The organism is Amazonocrinis nigriterrae CENA67 (assembly GCF_016056305.1).
Classification (GTDB): domain Bacteria; phylum Cyanobacteriota; class Cyanobacteriia; order Cyanobacteriales; family Nostocaceae; genus Amazonocrinis; species Amazonocrinis nigriterrae.
In genome coordinates this window covers 86990-108953 of record NZ_JAECZC010000029.1, presented here as the reverse complement: position 1 = coordinate 108953, position 21964 = coordinate 86990, and the positions used below count along the sequence as shown (strand labels likewise).

The window sequence follows — 21964 nt, the reverse complement described above, 5'->3', positions numbered from 1 at the left end:
AAGTCCACGGAATGAGTGAGGATGAGGAGGATGAGTGCGAGTGCGCTGTTGCTCCCGAACTTTGGGGCGATTGCGATCGCACCTCTGCTCCCGAACTTTGGGGCGATGGCGATCGCAATTCTGCTCCCGAACAATCCCAACCTGGTATTAGGTGGTATTGGGATGAAGTTGTTTTTGACGAAGATTTAGAAACTGCTCCCGAACATACTCCGCTTGTTCGGGAGCAATTTGATACATCTGACGCTCTCTACCCGTATAAAAGTGTTCGGGAGCAGGTAACACATGAGACTCTTGATACTGATTTTGTTCGGGAGCAAAAACCAGTTACTCAAGTTGCTCCCGAACACACCCATTGGGTAGAGGAGTACTGGGTCAAGCGCCGTGAACAGAAATATAAATATTATCGGTACTGCTGGATGGAGGGCCGGAAGATTAGGCGCTGTCACATCGGCGGCGGCAATGTGCGATCGCCCATCGCTCAGCGTAAGAAAGCAGATGTTGAATTGGCCATTGCAGATGGTCAGTCGCCAGGTGAAATTAAGAAAATCATTCACTCAGGAGTTAGGAGTTAGGTGTCAGTTGTCATCCCCCCCATCTCCCCATCTCCCCTGCTCCCCTGCTCCCTACTCCCTACTCCCTACTCCCTACTCCCTACTCCCATATTCTCAAGCATTCTCAATAATCAATGAGAGCGCTGGGGCCGAAGCTGTGAAGCTCCTGGCGCGGCTGCGCGGGCGCTGATTTATCAGCTGAAAGTATTGATAAATTGAGCTTTTATCTTAATCAGTATGTGTGCTGATTTTTTTTAATGAGAAATTTCCCTCAATGCAGGATTGAGAAGAAGTTGCAATAGTGGTTGTGGAGAGAAAATAGCGATCGCGCACAGCTGGGGCGATCGCTTTTTTGTTTTTGCAATTTACCAGGAATATTATTCCCAATCAGTAAGTGTAAAGTACCGTCAGCCTTACCTCGTCGAAATCTTTAGCTTCTAAGCTAAAGATTTTCTCAAAATCCTGAAACTCAGTAGGTGGGAGTACGATACATCCCATACTTCCGGGCACGTTTGCGTCTTTATGAATTAAAAGGTCTGATCTTTCAACACCATCTTTTGTTACCACCTTGAATGGTGTAATCGCATACCCGTTTCCTTCCACGCCTTTAACATGTCGCAGATCTGTGGGTTCGGTGCTGACCTGGTAAAAACTGGGTGCCTCCCTGACTTCATACAGTGGTGGAATTACCCCGCCGCCTTGCTTGCTCCAATCGCCAACCCCCTGAGGGTGCTGTGAGTGCTGATACCCTTACTTCCTAAACCAGCTTTCTCGACTGCCGACCGCAGAATTTTATCGGCCCAGCGTAGGCCAATAGATTTCTCCCCGGTTCGATTGGGGAATAGCCAAACCGAGTCAGACTCGCTGTTGTAAGCTGCTAGCAATTCCTTGAGGATTGGATGCACTGGTACTTGCCGATTCTTCCGCACCTGCTTGGGTTTATCGCTGTTGTTAATTGATTTTTTGGGTTTAGCTTTTCTTGTCCTGGCACGGAAGTTAATACAGTCAGAAGGTGTACCATCTTCGTTGTACACGTCAACCACACGCAGCTGCACAAGTGCCCCCCACCGCTCGCCGGTGTACCAAGCTAAATCCCAAAGTAATTTATATTTGCGGCTTTTAATCTGCTTGCGGATTTTTGAGTAATCCGCATCCGAGAGAACAGCCGCTTGACCTTCTCTATCAATTTTCATTCAACTTATTCTTCTCGTTAATTGTTCCGGTTTAACTTTTCTATCAGGTAAAATCGGAACATTTTATTTTTCAGCTATTAACTGAATATGAGCTAATCCTAGTCTGGGCAATCGTTACATGCCCTCAGTGTTTGTTCTGCTTTTACATAAAACTGGAACATTTACACAATCCGCCAGGTGAATTATCAATGAATTTGGAAACTATTAATAATTCACCTCAATGGCAGAACTTTACGTAGCAAGTACAAGTGGTTTCACTGAAACAGCAACAGATATCACAATATCTAAATCAATCCTGGCATTTAGCGGATATACGCCTAGAAATGCCATGACATTGGAAGAATTTCTATTAGCTTTGGTAATAAAATTCTCGACAATTTTTACAGAAGCGGCTCAGACTGCGGATAGTGATAGGCAAATTGTGATTGATGCGCCGACTAGTGACGATATTTCCTTAACAGGAACATCGCCAAATCGATACGCAACCTTTGACTATAAAGTGACTTTAAGAAAGCCTGCTCCCAGCATTACCTTTACTCCGACAGACTTTTAAACATGACAGTAGCAACGCGCACGATTACCACGCTTGCTGCTAACTGGACACAAAGCCAGCTAACCACTGCGATCAACACAGCAATGGTTAACGCTGGCTTTACTTCCTCAACGGGATATTCAGTTAGTGGTACAAATTACCTTTCTTATAACTTCTCATCTGGCAGTGGAGTTAATAACAATACCGTTTATCGAATTGCTGTAACGACAGGGCTTGCTGTAAGTCATCAATTGTTTAGTACTTTAAACACTGGGACAAATGTTGGAACTAACGGAAGCGGTGAACAATTCTCAACTATTTTTGTCAGTTCGCAACCAATAACATTTCATGCTTTAAACGCCTTTCCAGAATACAGAGCCGTGTTAATGGTTCAGGGTTCAGTAAGCATGTTGCTTGGAGTTTTTAACCCAACTAATAAAACTGATGTGTGGAGTCTGGAAAGCTGGAATCATGCTTTTATAGCTAGCAGTTTTACCGCTTGGGTAAGTACTTCAAATAATCCATTTTCTAATACAGCTTACACTCCTAAACCGTTAGGAGATGGGAACCTAGCTTCTCCTGCAACGGCTTTTAATGCATCAACAGTTGATGCAGGGCTGAGAATTTATACTAATTCTAATCAGGGTTGCTGGACGCAAACTAGTAGCGATATAGCAGCAGCACCAACAAATAGTAGAAGCAGAGGTGACACGTTTACCCCAGTGGGGACAAACGACATTTATTTAGTTGTTGGTGTCGGCAACGGTGGATTAGTACTGAAGGTTTCTAGTTAATGACTGATTACCCAGGTAAAGTGATTTTTGGCGGTTCTATTTTCGGTGCGAGAGGCAATTCTCTTGCGTCTCAACCAGGGAATAGCGCCTTACTTATAGTTAATAGCAAAAGCCTTGCTATTAACTTGCAAGCTTCCACAATCAAAGCGGGTTTATGCAAAACAGTTAGTAAATTACTTTATGCTCAAATTAATAACGTTTTGTCATCAAACACAGCTTATTTCAATAACGGATTCTCTCAAGATTCATCCAGCGTTTATTTTTCCAAATCAGCATTAGGATTGCCAATAGGATTAAATCTCAGCCTAGAAGCGTTATTTGTTTCTCTCCTCATTCAATGGGGAAAAAAGATTGGTTTAGGTGATGATTCCAAAATTAATAGTCAATGGCTCGGATATGGAGATAAAGACGGCGACAAACTTTATTTTACGATTCAACTAAGTTTTAAAAAACAATTAACTGTTGTTGATAGTTATGAAATTCAACCAGTTTACACAATTTCACCGTTAGATTTTTAACATGACTACGTATTGCAATCAAGGTGATAGCCCAATTATTAAATACAAATTTCAGGGTGATACAAAAGATAGAACCTTTAGAAGTAAATATGCACCTATAGAGGTGATTACCAGAGAAACCCCTATCAATTCTTCCGATGATTACCGTGAAGATGGATACGCAATTGACCCTTTCCCTGGAAATTCAAGCAGGAATTGGGCGACTGTTCGTGATCATAAATATTTTTTTATCCCTGGTGATCGGTGGCAGGGATTCAACGGCTCCCCGCATCAAGTAGCAATCGTAGGATGCAATGGTACGGGATTTGCAAAGGTAGCAGATTGTGGAGCGCATCCGGCTTACGCTTATTGTGACTGTCTTGTTACCAGTGTTGCTGGCGGTGTTCCCTTGGTTAACACCTCGATTATTTGCCCATCTAGTAAAAACAAAAGATGCAGTATTGAAATTAAATACAACGGAATAATCTTATTTCAAGACCAGGGCAATTCTCCTGTTAATTATAGTGTTCAATGCGGTAAATGCCCCGATAGTCAGCATGAATGTGAATCAAAAGTATATCCTTATTACTGCTGTAATTCATGTGCTGAAACTGCCAATAAAATCAACAACTTAGCATCAAAAGTAGGTAAATAATGTCTCAATGTACAGATGTTGATGCAGCCATAAAACGTCTTGAAAACAAGATAGATGCACAGAACAAAGCGATTGCAGATTTAAAAAAGAAGCAAGAGCAATGCTGCCAGAACAACAATAAAAACCTTAGTAACAAAGACAATACACTTGAAGCAAGAGTACAAAGATTAGAAAGTTATTGCAACAGTATTGAGCAACTTTTTAAAGACATCCAACAAACAGTAAAAACAATCGGCAGCTTTTTTAAGGGGGGTTAATGGTTCCACCTACTACTGTGTCAGGACAAGCAGCGCTTAGAGAATTAACCGAATTGTCTAGAGAGTTAAAATATTACGCTGATGGTTTTAAGGCCGCGAAACAACTTAAATCTAAATATGCTGAAATAGACCAAATAAAGAAAGGTGTTAAGACTGCAACTCAAAGTACTAAAGACCTAGAAAAGCAGTTTAATCCAGTTAAAAAAAAGGTAGAAGATGCAAAAAAAACATTAGATAATCTTTTTAAGAAAGTTCCTGGCAGGGATAATGCAGAGAAAGCGGCTAAGTCTGGAGGAAGTTTAGCCGCATTGTTAGCAGTTGGGGGTGTAGCTGCTATCACGGCGATAATTGCGATTTTGCAAGATAAAATTAACAGCTTTAATATTGAAAGTTCAGAAAAACTTAATGCTGAATTAAGTAAAACTCAAACACTTGCTGTTAATGCAGCGCTAAAAGCTAAATCAATAGAAAAAGAATTGCCCAGAATTAATGAAGCAATTAAAACTAATGAGTTGAGAGCGAATGGAATAGAGAAACAACTTGTACCAATCAGAGAAAAAGCAAACGAAGCACTTTACGAGACTCGACAAGGCAGGAAGATTTTAGAAGGAAAAATAGAAGAAGCTAGAAAATTAGGCAATAATGCACTTTATGAAACACGCGCAGGTAGAACAAAACTTGAACAACAAATAGCAAGTATTCAAACTAAAGTTAACCAATCCTTAGTAGCAATAGGGCAAGGATTTCAACAACAAATAAATACTACAATTGCGAATATTCAACGCGGATTACAACAAGCTCAAGCAGATAACAAAAAACTTAGTGGTGATATCACCGCGCTACAAAAGCAGCCTATCAAAAACACCAAAATTGTTGAGAATCTTCCTACCATAATTGAGAAGACTTTTGCAGCTAATCAACTGACCCTGAAAACTATTGTTGAAAAAATTGTTAATCCCGTAGCAAAAATCAACGAGAAGTGGGGAGTTACAGTTACTCCCGCCGTGGTTACTCCTGCTACTGTAACCGTGGCAGATACGGGAGGCGTTACGGTCACTCCCGCCGTGGTTACTCCTGCTACTGTTCGATATGCAGATTTCAGCAGTAGCGATATAGGGCAACAAGTTAAAAAAATTGCTGCTGCTGGCGATGAAAATCAAAATAAAAATATCTCAACCGTGTCATCTGCTGTTGGTAATTTATCAGGGGCTATTAGTGGAGTCGCGGCAGAAGCGAGAGACGCTAAAAAAGTCGCATTTGAAGCATTGGCATCTAAGAACTTTGACCCAAGAGTAGATTTTTTAACTACAAAAATTAAGGAAGTAGAGAAAGTGAATGAGGAAGGAAATAAAAGGTTAGGAGTAATAGACTCGAAGTTAGATAAAATCATCCCTACTATTGCTGGAATACCAATAGTTGTAGGTAAAGCAGCCGATAATATTATTAAAAATATCCCCACGCCTGGAGATATTGAAAAAGCAACCACTACAGGTGTGTGTCGCAGCACTCAGCCAGGGGGCTGTATGAATAAAGCTTTGAACGACCAGTCTAATAATATTAATAACAACACAAATAACAACTCTAACAATATATTAGACGCAATCAACACAGGAGCAAACGCCACTCAACTAACATTACTTGAAACAATTAACACCAAATTGGGTGATTTATTACCAGGTGGTATAAGCGGAACCTTTGCCCGTTTATGGCAGACAAAACAAGTTGACAGGATTATCAACATCCTCACCTTGATCACCACTTTTCATAATGCGGGAATGCTCTCTAACAATATTCTTCAAACCTTATTCAGTGGCATTGATAATTTAAGTCAAGCAGCCGGATTTAAATGGAAGAATGAGAAGGGTGAAGAAACAGGATTTGGTGGATTAATCAGTGAGTGGACTAGCAACTTCTTTAAAACAATCTTTGGTGAGACAACTTATAACAACATCAACACAACATGGAACGCAGCTAATAGAACTTATCAATCTGTTACTAATGCCCTTTGGAATATTCAAGGCATGTTTGATAGTGTGCGGTCAATTGGAGAATTAACTGTTAGTTATACTGGCAAGATTGGTAATGCTCTTAAAAGGGGAGGGGCATTATTTGAAGATGCTTTTCCTGATATGACCGAAATCATAACAGCTAGAACAGCAGCACAAGCTAAATGGGATGCGGTTTTACAAAATGCCCAACCGATTGAAGATGTAGTGAGTGCTTTCTCTTCTGTGACTGGTGAGATTGTCAGTATTGGGGATAATTTCAATGAATTAAAAAATCAAAGAGATGAATTCTTCAAGAGCAAAGACGATGGAGAAAAAGCAATAACAGCGCTAATTACAGGAGAAAAACTAGCTTCTCAAGTCAATCAGCCTATTAATTCAGCAGATGTTCAAAAAAGTGATGATTGACTATGACTAACCCTCCCAATGATGTTGAGCTAATCCAGCAATTTTGTCTGCGCTACGTTAATAAAGCTGTTCGCGAACATTTCAAAGACTTAGATAGCGTCTTGGATGAAGAATTATCGACAGCTAATTCTCGTCACGTTGCCAAAATGGTCAGCCTACATAAAGATAAAGACCCAATAACTTTAACCGTTGCAAGACTCTTGTGTTTCTATTTCTCAATGGGAAATTTTGAGGCGGAACTTGGTAATAATGATGTTGAAAAATATATGCCAACACGGCTAAGACGTTACAAACCACAGATTAAGCTTTATTTTTTAGAAGATATTGCAGATGTAGATACTGGTTACAGCCGATTAGACGGCACTATCACCTTTAGATTAATGACTGAGACTTCCGAAACAATTACTAAGTCAGATTTAACAACTTATGCAACTAGAGTTAAAAATTTATTTGGTACTGGTAGCGGCTACATTTGGAAGAAAGGAAAGATAATGTATAGCTACTCAGACTGGGAAAAAGGATATCAATTACAGATGCTCTGTAGAAATATAACTGACGCTAAAAACTTGGTAGAAAAAGTGTTAGATATCCAAAACCATACCCCAGATTGGAAGTATTTAAATATTGAGGAGAATGCAGAACCAATAGAAAGATATCCGACAATTCCCCACACTAAAACAATTTTGGGGAAGCCAGTAAAAGATTCGCGTGAACGACCGATTTGTGAAGTGAGATTTAAGGAAGGTATGTACAAAATACCAGGGTTAAAGAATTGGCAATGTCTCTACGACCGCACAGGCAGTAGAAAAAACCCAATTCTAGAAACTTAACCCCTTGAAAATTTGCCGGAAGGGTTTAACCCCTCCGGTGAAACGAATTTGCAAAAACTGCTGTTACGGTTAGAGAAGTAACAAAACAAATCAGTAAATCAGATGGCTTATAAAGATATTAGTCGTGGGGTGCGCCTAGCTGCTGACCACGCAAAGTACATGGCGTGGCTAAACAAAGATACAGAAGCTAGACAAGCAGCTTTTGCAGCTATTAACAACTCAGCCAACACGGTTAAAACAGCAAGGGTGCCAGGGTATATTATTCCATTTGATGCCAGCGGCGCGAATCTTGTCTACATCCCCACAAGATTAATCAGTGCTACTCAAGCAGGTAGAGGAGCGGCATTGGCACAAACATTAAAAGGTATTGTTGACGAGTACACCTTCAGTACTTCTGAAGTACAAGCGCTAACTACTCCTAACATTTTAGAAGGGGTGAAGAAATTTAAGTGCGCTAAACTTACTGTAATTCAGCGGGTAACAACTGCAACGACCAAAGAGTCCTCTAGAATTACAGGCCGCAAATATTTCAGACACGAAAACGACTCTGTAACGGCTAACTTTGGCAAGAAACTTTCGGCCGATACTTACGATAGTGTTTGCGAGGCGATTAGAGAAAAAGCCGCGTTTGTTGCACTGTTTACAGGCAGTGAAAACGCAGCAGCTAGCCGTTATCGCTTTGTGCCAGAAGGTGCATAAAGTATGTCTATTGCCTCTGATAATAATTTGCTTTGGACTCCGCCGGACATTAGCGATTTATTAACCGTATCCGTTGATGGGCAAGCTGATAACTCTACTGTTGCTGGGATGCTTGTGATCAACTGTGCGGCTGGTCAGTGGCTAACTGGCCAAATGGACGACTACACCTACTTTGAACTACTCGACCATTACGGCATTGACCCACTGGGGTTTGTTGATGAGGTTGAGGCACACATGCAATTACTAATGCGATGACTCGCACTTTACAACTGGGTAACGCTGACAATTGGCAGCAGATTTTTAACACTTCGGTTGCAGCTGTTACCCTTAACTCTACCGCTTACGTTCCTATTCCTGAGATTACAGCACCGTTACTATTAGAAACTCATGTATTAGCAACGTACATTACTACTAATATTCCAGAGGGTAGAAAATGGAATTTTGCAGGTTTTCTTAATCAAAAGTTTGAACTTGGCTTGACCGTGGGAGGAACACCTGAAGCTGATAACTTGACACGCCGTAAGCTTTGGCTTAACAGAATTCAATTGATTATTCTGCCTAAGCTGACTGCTAATTATGCAATTTCTTTCGATGTTCCTGAGTGGTTTAAAAATGTCAATGTCACGCTATGGCAATATGTGGGTGTTGACTATGATTCAACTGAACAAGCCTTAAGCGCTGACGTTATGCCAGCTTTGACACGGATTGAATCTAAAATTGATGCTCTTTAAATGAACAATACAAAAACAGTCATAGCTGTTAGTAACACGCCTGCTAGCAGCCCAGGAATTATTATAACTCTTGAAAGCGCAGGCATTTTTTTAGGAATACTTGTTAGCGCCTCAGTGCTAATTACTGGGGCAACTAATCTTGTTACTAAAATGAGCCAAATTTCTTCTTCAATTAAACGGATTGAAGAAGAGCTAAAAACCCATGCTAGTAATGCCGAAAAAGTCCGAGAATTAGATAAAAGGCTTGACTTGCACCTCCAAGATTATGTCAACCGAAAGGATCTACTTCAGATGCTTTTCGGACAAATTAATGAGAAAGTTGATCACAAGTTTAAGAAACTTCTTTTCTATACGCGAGATATCCAGCGTTTTTTACAGCGAGACACTGATTTTAAAATCCGTGACTATGAAGAAAACCCGGAGGATTAGTCAAGGCTTAGTCTGGGAATAATTAGTAGTGACAAGACCAGGTGTGCGCGATCGCTTCCAGTAACACCACACTACAAGAGTTACACCTCTGGGGATTCTGGTTAATTGTTAGTTGTCAGTGGTTAGTTGTCAGTTGTCAGTGGTCATTTGTCATTCGCCTCATCCCCCCATCCCCTCATCTCCCCATCTCCCTGCCTGAAATAACGTGCTGTAATGCATCCCAAAACGCTGCAATGCTTTCGACACAGGGTTTCGGCAATTTGGCATTCATATGTGTCTTAACACTGGTATATTTTTGATTGTGCAAGGGGTGTATCAGAAGTGGTCTCGACCATCAGGTCAAGACCACTTTTGCAATTTTATTTGCTCTTACTGCCGTCATCGGCTGACACTCAATTGGAATAGCTGGTATTGTTGTAAATTGCTGAGACAGCCTAGCAATCAGTATTCTTAATCCCAAATATAGTGTGACTCTCAAAATGTCTGAACTGTAGATTAAAACATTTGTCACACCAAACTTTCAGTCAAAACTTCATCATCTGATTCGTTCAAATGTTCTACTAAAAAGTAGTACAGGTTGGTAATGTGACTGTCAGCCAAGCTGTAATAGACTTTGCGACCCTCTCGCCGATAGCTGACTAAACGCATGGCTTTCAATAAGCGTAGTTGATGGCAAACAGCTGATTCACTCATTTTTGTTAAGGCTGCTAGATCGCAAACACATAACTCCTGAGCAGCCAAGGCTGATATCAGGCGTAGGCGATTTGTATCTGCTAGTAAACTCAAGATTTCTGCCATCTGCTGTGCTTTTGCAGTGGGTAAAATTTGCGATCGCGAACTACGCACATTCTCTAAATTCACTAGATACCTTTCACAGTTTAGCGTCTCAGTATTATTGCTGTTGTCTAACTTGTGCTTATTCATCTCGTTGCGTATGGGTAATGGTTATTAATCTCAATACTACCTATTATTATAGTTTTTTGAACAATTGAACAGTTGTTCAATTGTTGTATTAGAATAGTGGCAGTTAAATTTTTAGCCTTTTTAGTAGAGTTGCCATGAATCAGAGCAATTCCCTTAAAACTCAAACGTTGCAGGTCGGTGGTATGGATTGTGGCAGCTGTGCCAAGACAATTGAAGCCAGCTTGCAGCAGTTAAGTGGTGTGATGTCAGCTTCAGTGAGTTTTGCCACAGGTCGAGTAAGGGTTTCCTACGACTCACATCTGTTGAGTGAAGCAGAAATCAAAAACCGCATCATTGTTTTGGGCTATACCGTTGATGTCGCTCCTGCAAAAACGCTACAGGTACAAATTAGTGGGATGGACTGTGGCAGTTGTGCCAAAACAATCGAGGTAGGGTTACAACAGATTACAGGTGTGAGTGAGGCAGCAGTTAGCTTTACCACAGGGCGATCGCAAATATCCTACGATCCGCAACAAGTGAGTGAAACAACAATTTATCAACGAATTCAAGCTTTAGGCTATACAGTTGAGCAGAGTCTTGAGGGCAGTATTTCACATCACGGTCACTCTTGTGATCATGATCATGACCATGACCATGCAGGGGAGCAGGGGAGCAGGGGAGCAGGGGAGCAGGATAACGGGGAAGTTGAAGAGAAGTTATTACAAACTCAAAATACTATTGTTACAAATTGGAATTTCTGGATTACTAACCGTCGAGGACAAAGCGTGATTCTGGCGGGCATAGGGTTAGTTTTAGGCTTACTCGCTCAGTATTTAGCATTACCCATTTGGATTGCCAGGGCTTTTTATGGTATTGGCATAGTAGTTGCTGGCTATCCCATTGCACGCGCAGGTTTATTTGAATTGCGTTTGCGCCGTGCAGATATGAATCTGCTGATGACCATTTCCGTGATTGGGGCAGTAATTTTAGGAGATTGGTTTGAAGCAGCACTGGTGGTTTTTTTGTTCTCCTTGGGTACAACGCTGCAAGTCTTCACATTTGGTCGTACTCGTAATGCCATTCGTAACTTGATGGATTTGACTCCATCCACTGCGACTGTCAAGCGCAATCATCAAGAAGTTACAGTTGCTGTTGACAGTGTTAGAGTAGGGGAAATTTTGACGATTCGACCAGGACAGCGTGTGGCGCTAGATGGCGTAGTGGTTTCTGGAATGAGTGCCATTGACCAGTCGCCGATTACCGGAGAATCGATTCCAGAAGATAAAGCACCTGGGGACATTGTTTTTGCTGGTACTTTGAATCAAACAGGTTTTTTAGAAGTCAAAGTTACTCACACCGCTAGGGATACAACTGTTGCTAAAATTATTCATCTTGTAGAAGAGGCGCAATCAAGCCGCGCACCTACCCAGCAGTGGGTAGATAAATTTGCAGAAATTTATACACCTATAGTAATTGTAAGTGCGATCGCTATTGCCTTAATTCCACCTTTGCTATTTGCTCAACCTATTAACGTTTGGCTGTATCGGGCATTAGTTTTGCTAGTGATTGCCTGTCCCTGTGCCTTAGTAATTTCTACCCCAGTTTCTATTGTTAGCGCCATTGGTGCGGCAACCTGGCACGGAGTTTTATTCAAAGGTGGTTATGCATTGGAGAAAGCTGGACACTTAACTAGTTTGGCTTTTGATAAAACGGGAACTTTAACCCAAGGAGAACCTGTAGTACAAAAAATTTATGATTTGGACGGAGTAAATAGCAATTTTGTGTTATCGATTGCCGCCTCTTTAGAACAACAATCAGAACATCCTTTAGCTAAAGCGATTGTTGCTACAGCAAAAGCACAAGCATTAGAGTTAAAAACTATTGAGAATTTTACAGCCTATCCTGGTAAAGGCGTTGCTGCACAAGTGGACGGAAATCTTTATTTAGTAGGAAATCGGCGGTTGTTTGCTGATTTTGGTGTAACTTTATCAACAGCTGAATCCTTGTTGACGGAAATTGAAAGTTTAGGGCAAACAACAGTATTGGTAGGTAATAGCCACAAATTATTAGGAGTCATCGCCTTAGCAGATGGCTTGCGGCTAGAAGCTGCGGAGGCTGTACGATTGTTGAAACGCCTGGGAATGCGAGATGTAATCATGTTAACAGGCGATCGCACACCTGTAGCCAAACAGATTGCTCAACAACTAGAAATCACAGACTATCGAGCAGAACTCTTACCAGAAGACAAGCTGCAAGCAATTCAGCAGTTGCGGCGGTCTGGTATTGTAGGGATGGTGGGTGATGGCATCAACGACGCGCCAGCCTTAGCTACCGCAGATATCAGTTTTGCCGTTGGTGGAATAGATATTGCTTTAGAGACAGCAGATGTAGTTTTAGTAGGTAGTGACCTGAGACGACTTGCCTATGCAGTAAATTTAAGCCGTCGTACAGTCTCAGTAATTCAACAAAATGTCATCTTTTCCCTTGTGACGAAAGGGCTATTTTTACTACTAGGTACTTTAGGTTTTGTTGGCTTAGCAATTGCTGTACTAGCAGATACAGGAACTTCCCTACTGGTGACAGCCAATGGTATGAGACTATTTCGAGCTAAGGGGGAGCGGGGGAGATGAAGGGCAGAGAGAGGTGCAGGGGTGCAGGGGAGCAGGGGAGCAGGGGTGCAGAGGTGCAGGGGTGCAGGAATGCAGAGGTGCAGGGGAGCAGGGATGCAGGGGAGCAGAGGTGCAGGGGGGATGAGGGAGAAGTTAGAAATAACTTTTTTACCATTCCCCATTCCCCATTGCCCCTTATCCCCAGAGGGGGCCCCGAGTTCCCCATTCCCCATTCCCCATTCCCTATTCCCAAATCTATCTTTAATTCAGTCGCCAGCAGGAGGAAATACTAAACAATATTCTTTAGCTTAAGAGGTAGATATTTTCACCAGCTTCAAACATATGCCTCTTTACAAACTCGAACAATTTGACCCGAACTACCGAGAAACTTTTGGTGGTGATGATGTAAAAGGTTTGGAATTGTACACTGAAGGGGGAGTCAGGGTTGGCACAGTTGCAGATGCTTTAGTTGATCAAAATGGTCGTTTCCGATATTTAGTGATTGACACCAGCGTAGATTCTCTTCATAAGAAAATACTACTACCAATTGGACTTTCGCGCATCAATTATCCAGCAAAACGTGTCTATGTTGATGGACTTAGTAAACAGCAAGTAGAAAATTTAGTTGAGTACAGAGAAGACACAATTGTTGATGAGCAATATGAAGAAAGTGTACGCAGTGTCTTTCGTTCTCCAACCAGTAATGTAATTTATGATCGCGAAACATACAGTTACCAGAAAGAACCAACTTTATACGATTTGAATGAGCAATATCATCAAACTTTAAGGCTGTATGAAGAACGGTTAATTGCCAGCAAGCACCGAATTAAAACTGGAGAAGTAGCGGTTAGCAAGCATGTTGAAACGGAAACTGCACATGTTTCTGTTCCTATTCAAAAAGAACGTGTTGTCATTGAACGAGTTCCTTCAACAGCAGCAGGAACAGTTGTAGATCCCAACGAAGCTAAATTCCAAGATGGACAAGTGGCGCGTATAGAAGTATACGAAGAAACGCCTGATATTCATAAAGAAGCGTTTGTCCGCGAGGAAGTCCGAGTTAGGAAAGTCGTAGATCGAGACACAGTAGAAGCCCAAGATACAATTCGTCGAGAAGAGTTAGATATTAATACAGCAGGCGAATTGCATGTGAGTGATACTAGAACTGAAGGTTGAAGTATGAAGTGTGAAGTGTGAAGTATAAAATTGCTTCATCCATTAAAAGGTAAAAGTATAGATGTCAAAAAATCAAATTTGTATCCATAATGGGTGAAGTCTGTACAGATAATTGATTACTTCACCCTTCAGCTTTTCATACTTTTAATTTCAGCAGAATATCTATACTCTCTTACTTTAGATAAAACTTGAGTTCGCTAATTCAGTCGGTAGTAGGAGGCATATTAGTGAATAAAATTGTACATTAATTAATATGAGAAAACATGATACTGTCAGAGGTAGAATATATGGGTCTTTACAGATTAGAAGATTTTGATCCGGATTACCAAGATACTTTTCAAGGTAATGATGTTAAAGGACTTGGTGTCTATACAGAAACAACTAACGAAAAGATTGGCGTAATTAGTGATGTCTTAGTTGATGAAGAAGGGCATTTTCGCTATTTAGTTGTTGACTTAGGTTTTTGGATTTTTGGTAAAAAAGTATTATTACCAGTTGGTCGTTCTCGTATTGACTATAATAGCGATCGCGTCTACGCTGTTGGTCTAACCAGAGAACAAGCAGAAGACTTACCTGAATTCAGCGATCGCGATATACTTGATTACGATTATGAAGAACGTGTGCGCGGAGTATATCGCAATCCTAGCTATCAAACTGGCGCTGTAGACGCTGCTACACCTCTAGATACAACCGCCTCTCTTGAAACAGGCGCACCAATAGATACAAGTTACAGAACGACGGCTACGCCAACTTACAATCGTGACACATATACATATGAACATGAGCCTGCTTTATACGGGCTAAATGAGCAAAATCATCAAACCTTGCGATTGTACGAAGAAAGGCTAATTGCGAATAAAATACGCCGTAAAGCAGGAGAAGTCACAATTGGTAAACACATAGAAACTGAAACCGCAAAAGTTGCGGTTCCCATCGAAAGAGAACGTGTTGTTATTGAACGTGAAACCCCAGCAGGCGCAGGCCAAGTTGTTTCCCCTGGTGAAGCTGACTTCCGCGAAGGTGAAGTTGTTCGCGTAGAACTATACGAAGAAACACCTGACATTCGCAAAGAAGCAGTTGTGCGTGAAGAAGTCAGAGTTAAAAAAGTTGTGGATCATGACACAGTTGAAGCTCAAGAAACTGTACGTCGTGAAGAATTAGATATCAATGCTCCCGGTCTTCCTGTTGAGGAACGCTAATAAAATTAGTAATTAGTTATTAGCTAATTACTAAATCGATATCAAGACTGATGACCGATGACTGATAACTGATAACAGTCATTAGTTATCAGTCTACAAGATTATGTTTGATAGTTAATATGATTTATGAATAGCCAACCAATAGCAAGTAACTTGGAAGCACTGAACCCAAAAAATAGTGTTCGCAACTTACTAGTAATTTTAAAAAATCGAGTGAAATATTTCAATGTAATTGATAGTCAAGGTCAACTAGTAGGTAAAGTCAAGGATTTGTTTTTAGATGCTAATCTTCAGTTAAACTTAGTAATAGACCAGCAGGTACATCAAGATAGTGTAGAATCAAGCCAGCAATCATTTGATAAACATCAGTTAATTATTTTGAGAAGTCAAAGAATCAAAACAGTTAACAATGAAACCAAATCTATTTTCCTAGACATAAATAAATCAGAAATAAAGTATATGCCTGAATATCAAGGAACAAACATACCAGGCTACCAAAATATCTCAGATCAATCAGCTGATAGTCAAACTATAAACAGCCAATTAGAATCACCAGATTTAGAATTATCTGACGAAGAAAAAATTATACGTTTACTTGAAGAACGGCTAGTAATTGACAGTAGTAAGCGTAAAGTTGGAGAAGTAATTGTTCGCAAAGAAATAGAAACCCGGATGGTACAAGTTCCTGTCCGGCGTGAAAAATTGATTGTAGAACAAGTTAGTCCAGAACATAAACAACTTGCAGAAATTGATTTAACAGCAGGAGAAATTTCTGGTATTGAGTTAACTAAAGGAGAAATTTCTGAAGTTAGTACTGTTGATAGTGGTTTAACAGTGAGTGGTGAATTTAGCTCTCCTAAAATTGCCAGTTTACTTTTGAACGCGATCGCTCTAGAACGCCATCATGGATGTCAGCAGGTGAAAGTAACAATCACGGTTACAGATGAGTCAACTCAGAAAAAATACCAAGAGTGGTTTGATCGGTGTTCTCAAGGTGAAAAACCGCGAAATCTTTCACAATCCCAAATTTAAAATCTAAATTGGGTTTTGCATACACGATAATTTGCCTGATTTTAACGCTTCACAAACTCATTCTTTAAAGTTTTTAATTTCGCCTTTGCTTGCTTCAACTGCTTAACGATTTTCTGAAAAAGACGTGAGTTTAATCAACCTTTCCCTAACCCTTCTTTGATGCAAAGAGGGACTTTAAGATCCTTGGTTATACCAATTTCATTAATCATTACGACACATTGTTTAAGTGTAGGGGCGTACAGCTAGCTGTACGCCCCTACATGGAATAATTTTTAGCACCTTCTAGTTGACTGCTACCCCGAATGAACCCCCGATTAGATGTTGTCTAAGGCGGATCTACTCGGTATTGATTGATGGCGATAAAATCCCTGCGCTCTTAATATTCAGGATCAAATTCAATAAAATGCACGGTGTACTGTTTGCCATCTGACCCTAATATAATAGTAGCTTTGAGTAGCAATTCTGTAGCAGCTTGGTTGGCTTCTATTAATCTGTTTGCACCTCAAGCGTTCTAACTGACTGACTGCGGTTTGAACTTGGATATCATCTAGCTAAGGGTTGCTGTTGTCGTCTAAGTTGATGCGTTTAATGGCGGCTTTGAGGTGTTCTGTCAGTAGAACTTGCTTGAAGTTTTCGCGTTCGGTAACTTTGGCATTGTCCCAATCTCCTTCGATATACTGCCAATCCATACTGATGAGTTGTTGGACGGTAGGCATTTTTACATGACTATACTCAGGAGTTTTTTGGGCCATAAATTATTTTGACAAGCATTCCAGTATGATTATGATGAATCCACTCTATCCCTTTTAGCGTAATAATACTTAATTTATATTTTGTTTGTATATAAAAATCCAGTTCTAATCAAGTGATTAATAACTTGTGATACGCTTTCTAATAATGCCAGGTTAGGTCTTTGAACCTGCCGTGAGACGCCTAACGGTATCTTATCCCAAGTGGGTGGCTGTTCCAAGCTATGCTAACTTATAGCAATGGAATAAACATAAGAAGCCCACCTTGACAGGAGTTTCTTTATACCTATTAGAAATAATAGGTAATGGTTATACTCTACACCATAGTAGAGGAGACAGGTTGATAAAGTGCCTAGCGTTCCCTGTCCGCCTTAGCATTAGGCACTTTTAAATAATTCAATAGTTACTAAATAGTAAAAATAAATATGTCCAAATCCTTGGACGATATACTCACTGAGTATTTTCAGCCTGAGAAGCTAAAGGCTGCCTTTGAAGCTTATGAACGACAAAAAACTGATTTCTTGCAGCAGGGTGAGCCAAAAGTTCAGATGGGGGTAGATGGTATTTCTTACCAAACCTTCAAGAAAGAGCTTGATTTACGGTGTCAGCTTCTGTCAAATAGATTATTGAAAGGTACATATCAGTTTTATACTTTTCGAGAAATAGAACAAGACAAGCCATCTGGTGGAAAGCGAATTTTATCAATTGCTACGATACGTGATGTTATCGTTCAAAAAGTCTTGTATGATGCTATTTATAGAGAGAGAGAAAAAGATTTTCAAGCTACACCTAGACTAGATAAAGTTTCTTGTGCGTATAGAAAAGGAAAGTCTGCACCCTATGCAGCAACTTTGATTCATCATTATATTAAACAAGGTTTTATATTTGCTTTAGATGCTGATATAGTCAAATTTTTTGATAGGTTGTCTCACGAATATCTGTTTAGGATTATCGAGAGGAAGTTTGGTCAAGATACTCTAGCTAGTAAATTATTGAAACGGTTTATCAAAGCTGGCGGGCTTCCACACAAAAATCAACGTGGTAAAATCTACGGATACCGTTTTTTTCATCGTCGCAAGCCTATTCTAAATAATCAAAGAATTATTAGAACTCAGGGTATTCCTCAAGGTGGCGTACTTTCAGGAATGCTTGCAAATCTATATTTACATGAATTTGATTGTTGGGTTATCAATGATTTATCGAAAAAATATCCTTTGAGATACGTCCGCTATGCAGATGATTTTGTAATACTTTTAGAACACAAAGAGTTTATTTCCTTAGTACATCAAGAAGTAGCTCAAAAGCTACAAGATATAAAGTTGGAATTACATACGGATGAAAGTAAAACCAAGTATGTTGATATAGCTCAAGATTTTCTATAATTTGTTGGTTTTCAATTTACTCTTGAGCATATCAAAGTTAAACCTGCAAATATTTTGAGGTTTCAGCAAAAGATTATAGAAAAAATTAATGAAGAGTCTGCTTATAAAACTGGGAGAATTCCTAAGCGTAGATTTAGGTTTTTTATCAAATATGTAATTAATAGAAAAGTCACTGGGCGCGGTGAGCAAATATGTAATGTATGCGGTGGGGTGCTTGGAGAAAGAGTAAAAAGTTGGATGGGATTTTTTATGGTAATTACCGACATACAGCAAATACGTGAATTGGATAAATGGATTCGTAAAGAAGTCAGCCAACACTTTTATAGAAAATACAAACTTCGTCTGAAAAAATCGGACTTTAAAAAGGCAGGATTAATTACTCTTGAGCAGGAGTATTACAGACTTCGTAAACGAAAAAGCTGTTCATGTGGAAAATGTAATTATTCTTCAGGTTTAATAAATGACAGTAACCCAGTACAGGATACAGAGGTGAGGCAACCTCTATGTTGGAATTTTATTTGTAATATTATTGAGAGAATATTCAAGAATTTATTTGCTCTTTGATGTTTAGCCAGTTTTGTTAATAGTTAACTAGGGCTTCAGTTTTGTTTTCTAATAGGTTGCTTGGCTTAATTTCAAACATGATTATGTTAAAGTAACTAGGTCAACCTAGTTATCAATCCAATTTTCCAATAGAGGACTAACTTTCACCAGTAAGGCTTTCAAGTTTTTATGGTCAACTAATTTGTCATGCTGCAAACGACCGAGAATAATACCTGGATACCGACGATGAGTATAAGCAAATTCTTCAATTACGAGTTATATCTTGCTCCTTTTTTTCTTTTCTTGCTAGATGCAGCCGATACTTCGCTTCAAGGTTTGTCCAGAACTCAGGAGAAGTTCCCAAGGCTTGGGAGAGTTCGATAGCTGTTTCTGGTGTAATTTGCTTACTTCCTCGAATAATTTCGTTGATGGTTTGAACTGGACGGCTCATAATTTCTGCTAAATCTTTCTGTGTCCAGCCACGCGCTTCTAATTCTCTACTTAAAATTTTTCCCGGTGTTGGTACTCGTACTGGTGTTAGCTTCTGGCTCATATTGCTGTCTTCCCTGAGTACCAAAAGTTAGTGGTAATCTTCGATATCGATTATTGTGAGGTTTTGAACTCATTGTGAAGCTTGAAGCAAATACGGTTTCTTAGGAGAGGGTTATTTACCCTATAAAAAAATAGTTGTGCCATACTTTTATATATGGCAGGATGTTGCTATACACTCAATTCGTCAACGCGGACAAATAATTACTCACTCTATACAACGAGCGCGGAGGGATTTGAACCCCCGACCCACAGAACCGGAATCTGGTTAAGAACGATATAACTAGCATTTGGTCAGTTTTCTCTCACTTCACTAACGAAGTTGAGAGAAAGATGAGAGAAAATCAAAAGCAAGTCACATCAAGCAATGTAGCCAATCATCTCATAGGTTATGAACGTTTACTAGATTTTTTTAAAGAAGCACAAAACCAAACACCTAAAGGGATAGGACTCAAAAAAGACAGTAAAGCTAGTGGTACTTATATTCTCCTACAATTCAAACTCGGTGATAAGCGTGTAGCTAAAGCGTGTAATTGCGCTTTTACGATGGATGGTATAGCTAACGCACTCAGGAAAGGTAAACAAGTTAGTGAAGCATTAGGAAAGTTTAGTACTGAAACAGAGTTTTTATCTTGGTACGATGAACACATATTAGAAAAGAACGTAGTCAAGAATGACCTGATTACATTCGGTGAAGCTATCAAGCTAGTAGAAGATAATTACTGGAACAGTTACACCAAAAAGCGTCAACCACGAGATAGAAATAACCCTAGCCATCAATCATGCTGGTATGAAGTCTACTACTGTTTCTACAAAGAGCTACCGCTAAATAACAGTGTTAATATTACCGATATGATGGGTGTTATTAATAGCAAAGTTAAGGGTAGCAAACGCTTTAAAGATTGTGTCTCTGCAATGAAGAAGCTTTGTGAAGTAACAGACAATAATAAGCTACGGGATGAGTTAGGCAAACTAGACATAACACAAACTAAGTTTAAAGAAAATCTACAAAGTATCTCATTAGAAGACTTTTTTGAATTAAGAGAAGAAATTTTAGATATTCCTGAGAATGATGCAAGAAGTAATATTGATACACGGAAGTCATGGTTATTCGTGTTTTCAATGCAAGTAGTATATGGGTTGAGAGTTAGTGAGGTGTTTGCTATTCAGAACATTGACAAACCTTTTAGAACAAAAGACGGTGTAATAATACCAGCATTAAAAAACCCTAACAACAAAGATATGGTAGCAGTTGTAGGGAGTGAGACAATACTAGGCACTACTACTAAAACTGGTTATCGTTTAGCAGTTCCGCTAATTCCGCCTACCTATCCTGATTTGATTGAGAAGTTAGAGATTAAATCAGGTAAGTTACCAGTGTTTTATTTAAATTCACAGAATCCAAACTCTATTAGGGCATACATCAGTCAAAGAGCTTACAAAGTATTGACCAGATGGACTAAAAACTCTAAGTTTACTCAAACTCATGCTTTACGTCACCTAGCTAACCTTAACGGGATGATGGCAGGAATACCGTTAGAAAAACGAGCAATGTCATTAGGTCATAGTCCTACAATGAATGACACAGTGTACAAGAAACGTCAAACAACTAAGACCACACTCGATTTACTAACACAGTCCACTAATCAAGCTATTCCATTACAGTCAGCAGTTGCGATCGCTCATAAATTGAAATGTACTGATGATAAGTCCATTAAACTACTAGCTGCTATCTACAATGTTTCTGAAGTTGAGATAAATAACATTATGCTAGTAGATTAATACAGATAAGTCTAAAGTTATAACAGCATTTATCATACTTACACTATCAGCACTAACAATACATACAGTAACAAGGGATAGAAACAACAATAACTATCCCTTTTTTCTTACTTTATGTATAGTGATTAGCCTTATTGCAATAACTGGAGTAACAATAACTCATTTATCGTAATAACTAAATTAACGATAACTGACTTATTGCAATAACGAGAGTAACAATGACTAGCTTATTGCGATAACTAAAGTAAAGATAAGTCACATAAATCTCATTACGAGAAGAACGATAACTGCAATAAGCGTTGTATTAATATTGTTGTTATGTTAGTTTGTGCAACTTGAATTTACTATTACTACTAACTATAACTTCACAATTCAACTATTGAGTATTATAAACATGATTTATGTGGCACATAATATTATTACTTATTGCAATAACAGTTTTCTATGACTATTGTTATCGT

Annotated in this window: 23 protein-coding genes; 19 read left to right on the top strand and 4 right to left on the bottom strand. The window is 39.5% G+C overall.

The window, feature by feature from the left end:
• The coding region (locus I8748_RS16350; protein WP_198125634.1) for a hypothetical protein at window positions 1-572 on the top strand (572 nt) is incomplete at its 5' end.
• 665 nt (window positions 573-1237) lie between these two features.
• Here the strand turns inward: I8748_RS16350 and I8748_RS16345 are convergent.
• Complete coding sequence (locus I8748_RS16345) at window positions 1238-1744, bottom strand: site-specific integrase (RefSeq protein WP_198125633.1); 507 nt, start codon at window positions 1742-1744, stop codon at window positions 1238-1240.
• Window positions 1745-1964: 220 nt separating this feature from the next.
• Here I8748_RS16345 and I8748_RS16340 point away from each other — a divergent pair, with 220 nt between their 5' ends.
• The 11 genes from I8748_RS16340 (at window position 1965) to I8748_RS16290 (ending at window position 9582) form a co-directional block, all read left to right on the top strand.
• Complete coding sequence (locus I8748_RS16340) at window positions 1965-2297, top strand: hypothetical protein (RefSeq protein ID WP_198125632.1); 333 nt, start codon at window positions 1965-1967, stop codon at window positions 2295-2297.
• A gap of 2 nt (window positions 2298-2299) precedes the next feature.
• Window positions 2300-3070 carry a hypothetical protein gene (locus tag I8748_RS16335; protein WP_198125631.1) on the top strand — a complete coding sequence of 257 codons (771 nt, stop codon included), beginning with the start codon at window positions 2300-2302 and terminating at the stop codon, window positions 3068-3070.
• Window positions 3070-3588, top strand: a complete 519-nt coding sequence (locus I8748_RS16330) for a hypothetical protein (RefSeq protein WP_198125630.1) — start codon at window positions 3070-3072, stop codon at window positions 3586-3588. The genes I8748_RS16335 and I8748_RS16330 overlap by 1 nt, the downstream gene beginning before the upstream one ends.
• Before the next feature lies 1 nt (window position 3589).
• Complete coding sequence (locus I8748_RS16325; protein WP_198125629.1) at window positions 3590-4222, top strand: hypothetical protein; 633 nt, start codon at window positions 3590-3592, stop codon at window positions 4220-4222.
• Window positions 4222-4479: a hypothetical protein gene (locus tag I8748_RS16320; protein WP_198125628.1), complete on the top strand. Its 258-nt coding sequence runs from the start codon at window positions 4222-4224 to the stop codon at window positions 4477-4479. Before I8748_RS16325 ends, I8748_RS16320 begins: the two co-directional genes overlap by 1 nt.
• Entirely contained in the window at window positions 4479-6893 is a 2415-nt protein-coding gene (locus I8748_RS16315) for a hypothetical protein (protein ID WP_198125627.1), read from the top strand. The genes I8748_RS16320 and I8748_RS16315 overlap by 1 nt, the downstream gene beginning before the upstream one ends.
• A gap of 2 nt (window positions 6894-6895) precedes the next feature.
• The gene (locus I8748_RS16310) at window positions 6896-7723 is read left to right on the top strand and encodes a hypothetical protein (protein ID WP_198125626.1); all 828 of its coding nucleotides are present in this window, start codon (window positions 6896-6898) and stop codon (window positions 7721-7723) included.
• A gap of 102 nt (window positions 7724-7825) precedes the next feature.
• Window positions 7826-8422 carry a hypothetical protein gene (locus I8748_RS16305; RefSeq protein WP_198125625.1) on the top strand — a complete coding sequence of 199 codons (597 nt, stop codon included), beginning with the start codon at window positions 7826-7828 and terminating at the stop codon, window positions 8420-8422.
• Between the two features lie 3 nt (window positions 8423-8425).
• Window positions 8426-8677, top strand: a complete 252-nt coding sequence (locus I8748_RS16300) for a hypothetical protein (RefSeq protein WP_198125624.1) — start codon at window positions 8426-8428, stop codon at window positions 8675-8677.
• Complete coding sequence (locus I8748_RS16295; protein WP_198125623.1) at window positions 8674-9153, top strand: hypothetical protein; 480 nt, start codon at window positions 8674-8676, stop codon at window positions 9151-9153. The genes I8748_RS16300 and I8748_RS16295 overlap by 4 nt, the downstream gene beginning before the upstream one ends.
• The gene (locus tag I8748_RS16290; RefSeq protein ID WP_198125622.1) at window positions 9154-9582 is read left to right on the top strand and encodes a hypothetical protein; all 429 of its coding nucleotides are present in this window, start codon (window positions 9154-9156) and stop codon (window positions 9580-9582) included.
• Window positions 9583-10089: 507 nt separating this feature from the next.
• On the opposite strand, the gene I8748_RS16285 is transcribed toward I8748_RS16290, so the two are convergent.
• Window positions 10090-10506, bottom strand: a complete 417-nt coding sequence (locus I8748_RS16285) for an ArsR/SmtB family transcription factor (RefSeq protein WP_198125621.1) — start codon at window positions 10504-10506, stop codon at window positions 10090-10092.
• A gap of 134 nt (window positions 10507-10640) precedes the next feature.
• Between I8748_RS16285 and I8748_RS16280 the strand changes: the two genes are divergently transcribed.
• From I8748_RS16280 to I8748_RS16265, 4 genes are all read left to right on the top strand, one after another.
• Entirely contained in the window at window positions 10641-13115 is a 2475-nt protein-coding gene (locus I8748_RS16280) for a heavy metal translocating P-type ATPase (RefSeq protein WP_198125620.1), read from the top strand.
• A gap of 321 nt (window positions 13116-13436) precedes the next feature.
• Window positions 13437-14267 carry a DUF2382 domain-containing protein gene (locus I8748_RS16275; protein ID WP_198125619.1) on the top strand — a complete coding sequence of 277 codons (831 nt, stop codon included), beginning with the start codon at window positions 13437-13439 and terminating at the stop codon, window positions 14265-14267.
• A gap of 287 nt (window positions 14268-14554) precedes the next feature.
• Window positions 14555-15466 (top strand): DUF2382 domain-containing protein, encoded by a 912-nt coding sequence (locus I8748_RS16270; protein ID WP_198125714.1) that lies wholly within the window; start codon window positions 14555-14557, stop codon window positions 15464-15466.
• Between the two features lie 126 nt (window positions 15467-15592).
• Window positions 15593-16498, top strand: a complete 906-nt coding sequence (locus tag I8748_RS16265) for a YsnF/AvaK domain-containing protein (RefSeq protein WP_198125618.1) — start codon at window positions 15593-15595, stop codon at window positions 16496-16498.
• Window positions 16499-17049: 551 nt separating this feature from the next.
• On the opposite strand, the gene I8748_RS16260 is transcribed toward I8748_RS16265, so the two are convergent.
• A complete protein-coding gene (locus tag I8748_RS16260) occupies window positions 17050-17250 on the bottom strand; it encodes a hypothetical protein (RefSeq protein ID WP_198125617.1) in 201 nt (66 codons plus the stop codon).
• 422 nt (window positions 17251-17672) lie between these two features.
• Here I8748_RS16260 and I8748_RS16255 point away from each other — a divergent pair, with 422 nt between their 5' ends.
• Together I8748_RS16255 and I8748_RS16250 are read left to right on the top strand one after the other, a co-directional pair.
• Window positions 17673-18629 (top strand): reverse transcriptase domain-containing protein, encoded by a 957-nt coding sequence (locus I8748_RS16255; protein WP_198125616.1) that lies wholly within the window; start codon window positions 17673-17675, stop codon window positions 18627-18629.
• Between the two features lie 54 nt (window positions 18630-18683).
• The gene (locus I8748_RS16250) at window positions 18684-19193 is read left to right on the top strand and encodes a hypothetical protein (RefSeq protein ID WP_198125615.1); all 510 of its coding nucleotides are present in this window, start codon (window positions 18684-18686) and stop codon (window positions 19191-19193) included.
• A gap of 244 nt (window positions 19194-19437) precedes the next feature.
• On the opposite strand, the gene I8748_RS16245 is transcribed toward I8748_RS16250, so the two are convergent.
• Window positions 19438-19725, bottom strand: coding sequence for a HigA family addiction module antitoxin (locus I8748_RS16245; protein ID WP_198125614.1), 288 nt, complete (start codon window positions 19723-19725; stop codon window positions 19438-19440).
• 329 nt (window positions 19726-20054) lie between these two features.
• On the opposite strand from I8748_RS16245, the gene I8748_RS16240 reads away from it, so the two are divergent.
• Entirely contained in the window at window positions 20055-21503 is a 1449-nt protein-coding gene (locus I8748_RS16240; protein WP_198125613.1) for a site-specific integrase, read from the top strand.
• Window positions 21504-21964: the final 461 nt, after the last annotated feature.

Excerpts from the sequence above, each read along its gene's own strand:
- I8748_RS16280 (WP_198125620.1), top strand. The coding sequence starts at position 10,641 with ATGAATCAGAGCAATTCCCTTAAAACTCAAACGTTGCAGGTCGGTGGT.
- I8748_RS16330 (WP_198125630.1), top strand. The coding sequence starts at position 3,070 with ATGACTGATTACCCAGGTAAAGTGATTTTTGGCGGTTCTATTTTCGGT.
- I8748_RS16240 (WP_198125613.1), top strand. The coding sequence starts at position 20,055 with ATGAGAGAAAATCAAAAGCAAGTCACATCAAGCAATGTAGCCAATCAT.
- I8748_RS16260 (WP_198125617.1), bottom strand. The coding sequence starts at position 17,250 with ATGGCCCAAAAAACTCCTGAGTATAGTCATGTAAAAATGCCTACCGTC.
- I8748_RS16270 (WP_198125714.1), top strand. The coding sequence starts at position 14,555 with ATGGGTCTTTACAGATTAGAAGATTTTGATCCGGATTACCAAGATACT.
- I8748_RS16345 (WP_198125633.1), bottom strand. The coding sequence starts at position 1,744 with ATGAAAATTGATAGAGAAGGTCAAGCGGCTGTTCTCTCGGATGCGGAT.
- I8748_RS16305 (WP_198125625.1), top strand. The coding sequence starts at position 7,826 with ATGGCTTATAAAGATATTAGTCGTGGGGTGCGCCTAGCTGCTGACCAC.
- I8748_RS16285 (WP_198125621.1), bottom strand. The coding sequence starts at position 10,506 with ATGAATAAGCACAAGTTAGACAACAGCAATAATACTGAGACGCTAAAC.
- I8748_RS16310 (WP_198125626.1), top strand. The coding sequence starts at position 6,896 with ATGACTAACCCTCCCAATGATGTTGAGCTAATCCAGCAATTTTGTCTG.
- I8748_RS16255 (WP_198125616.1), top strand. The coding sequence starts at position 17,673 with ATGTCCAAATCCTTGGACGATATACTCACTGAGTATTTTCAGCCTGAG.
- I8748_RS16340 (WP_198125632.1), top strand. The coding sequence starts at position 1,965 with ATGGCAGAACTTTACGTAGCAAGTACAAGTGGTTTCACTGAAACAGCA.
- I8748_RS16265 (WP_198125618.1), top strand. The coding sequence starts at position 15,593 with ATGAATAGCCAACCAATAGCAAGTAACTTGGAAGCACTGAACCCAAAA.
- I8748_RS16315 (WP_198125627.1), top strand. The coding sequence starts at position 4,479 with ATGGTTCCACCTACTACTGTGTCAGGACAAGCAGCGCTTAGAGAATTA.
- I8748_RS16300 (WP_198125624.1), top strand. The coding sequence starts at position 8,426 with ATGTCTATTGCCTCTGATAATAATTTGCTTTGGACTCCGCCGGACATT.
- I8748_RS16325 (WP_198125629.1), top strand. The coding sequence starts at position 3,590 with ATGACTACGTATTGCAATCAAGGTGATAGCCCAATTATTAAATACAAA.
- I8748_RS16245 (WP_198125614.1), bottom strand. The coding sequence starts at position 19,725 with ATGAGCCAGAAGCTAACACCAGTACGAGTACCAACACCGGGAAAAATT.
- I8748_RS16295 (WP_198125623.1), top strand. The coding sequence starts at position 8,674 with ATGACTCGCACTTTACAACTGGGTAACGCTGACAATTGGCAGCAGATT.
- I8748_RS16275 (WP_198125619.1), top strand. The coding sequence starts at position 13,437 with ATGCCTCTTTACAAACTCGAACAATTTGACCCGAACTACCGAGAAACT.
- I8748_RS16335 (WP_198125631.1), top strand. The coding sequence starts at position 2,300 with ATGACAGTAGCAACGCGCACGATTACCACGCTTGCTGCTAACTGGACA.
- I8748_RS16320 (WP_198125628.1), top strand. The coding sequence starts at position 4,222 with ATGTCTCAATGTACAGATGTTGATGCAGCCATAAAACGTCTTGAAAAC.
- I8748_RS16290 (WP_198125622.1), top strand. The coding sequence starts at position 9,154 with ATGAACAATACAAAAACAGTCATAGCTGTTAGTAACACGCCTGCTAGC.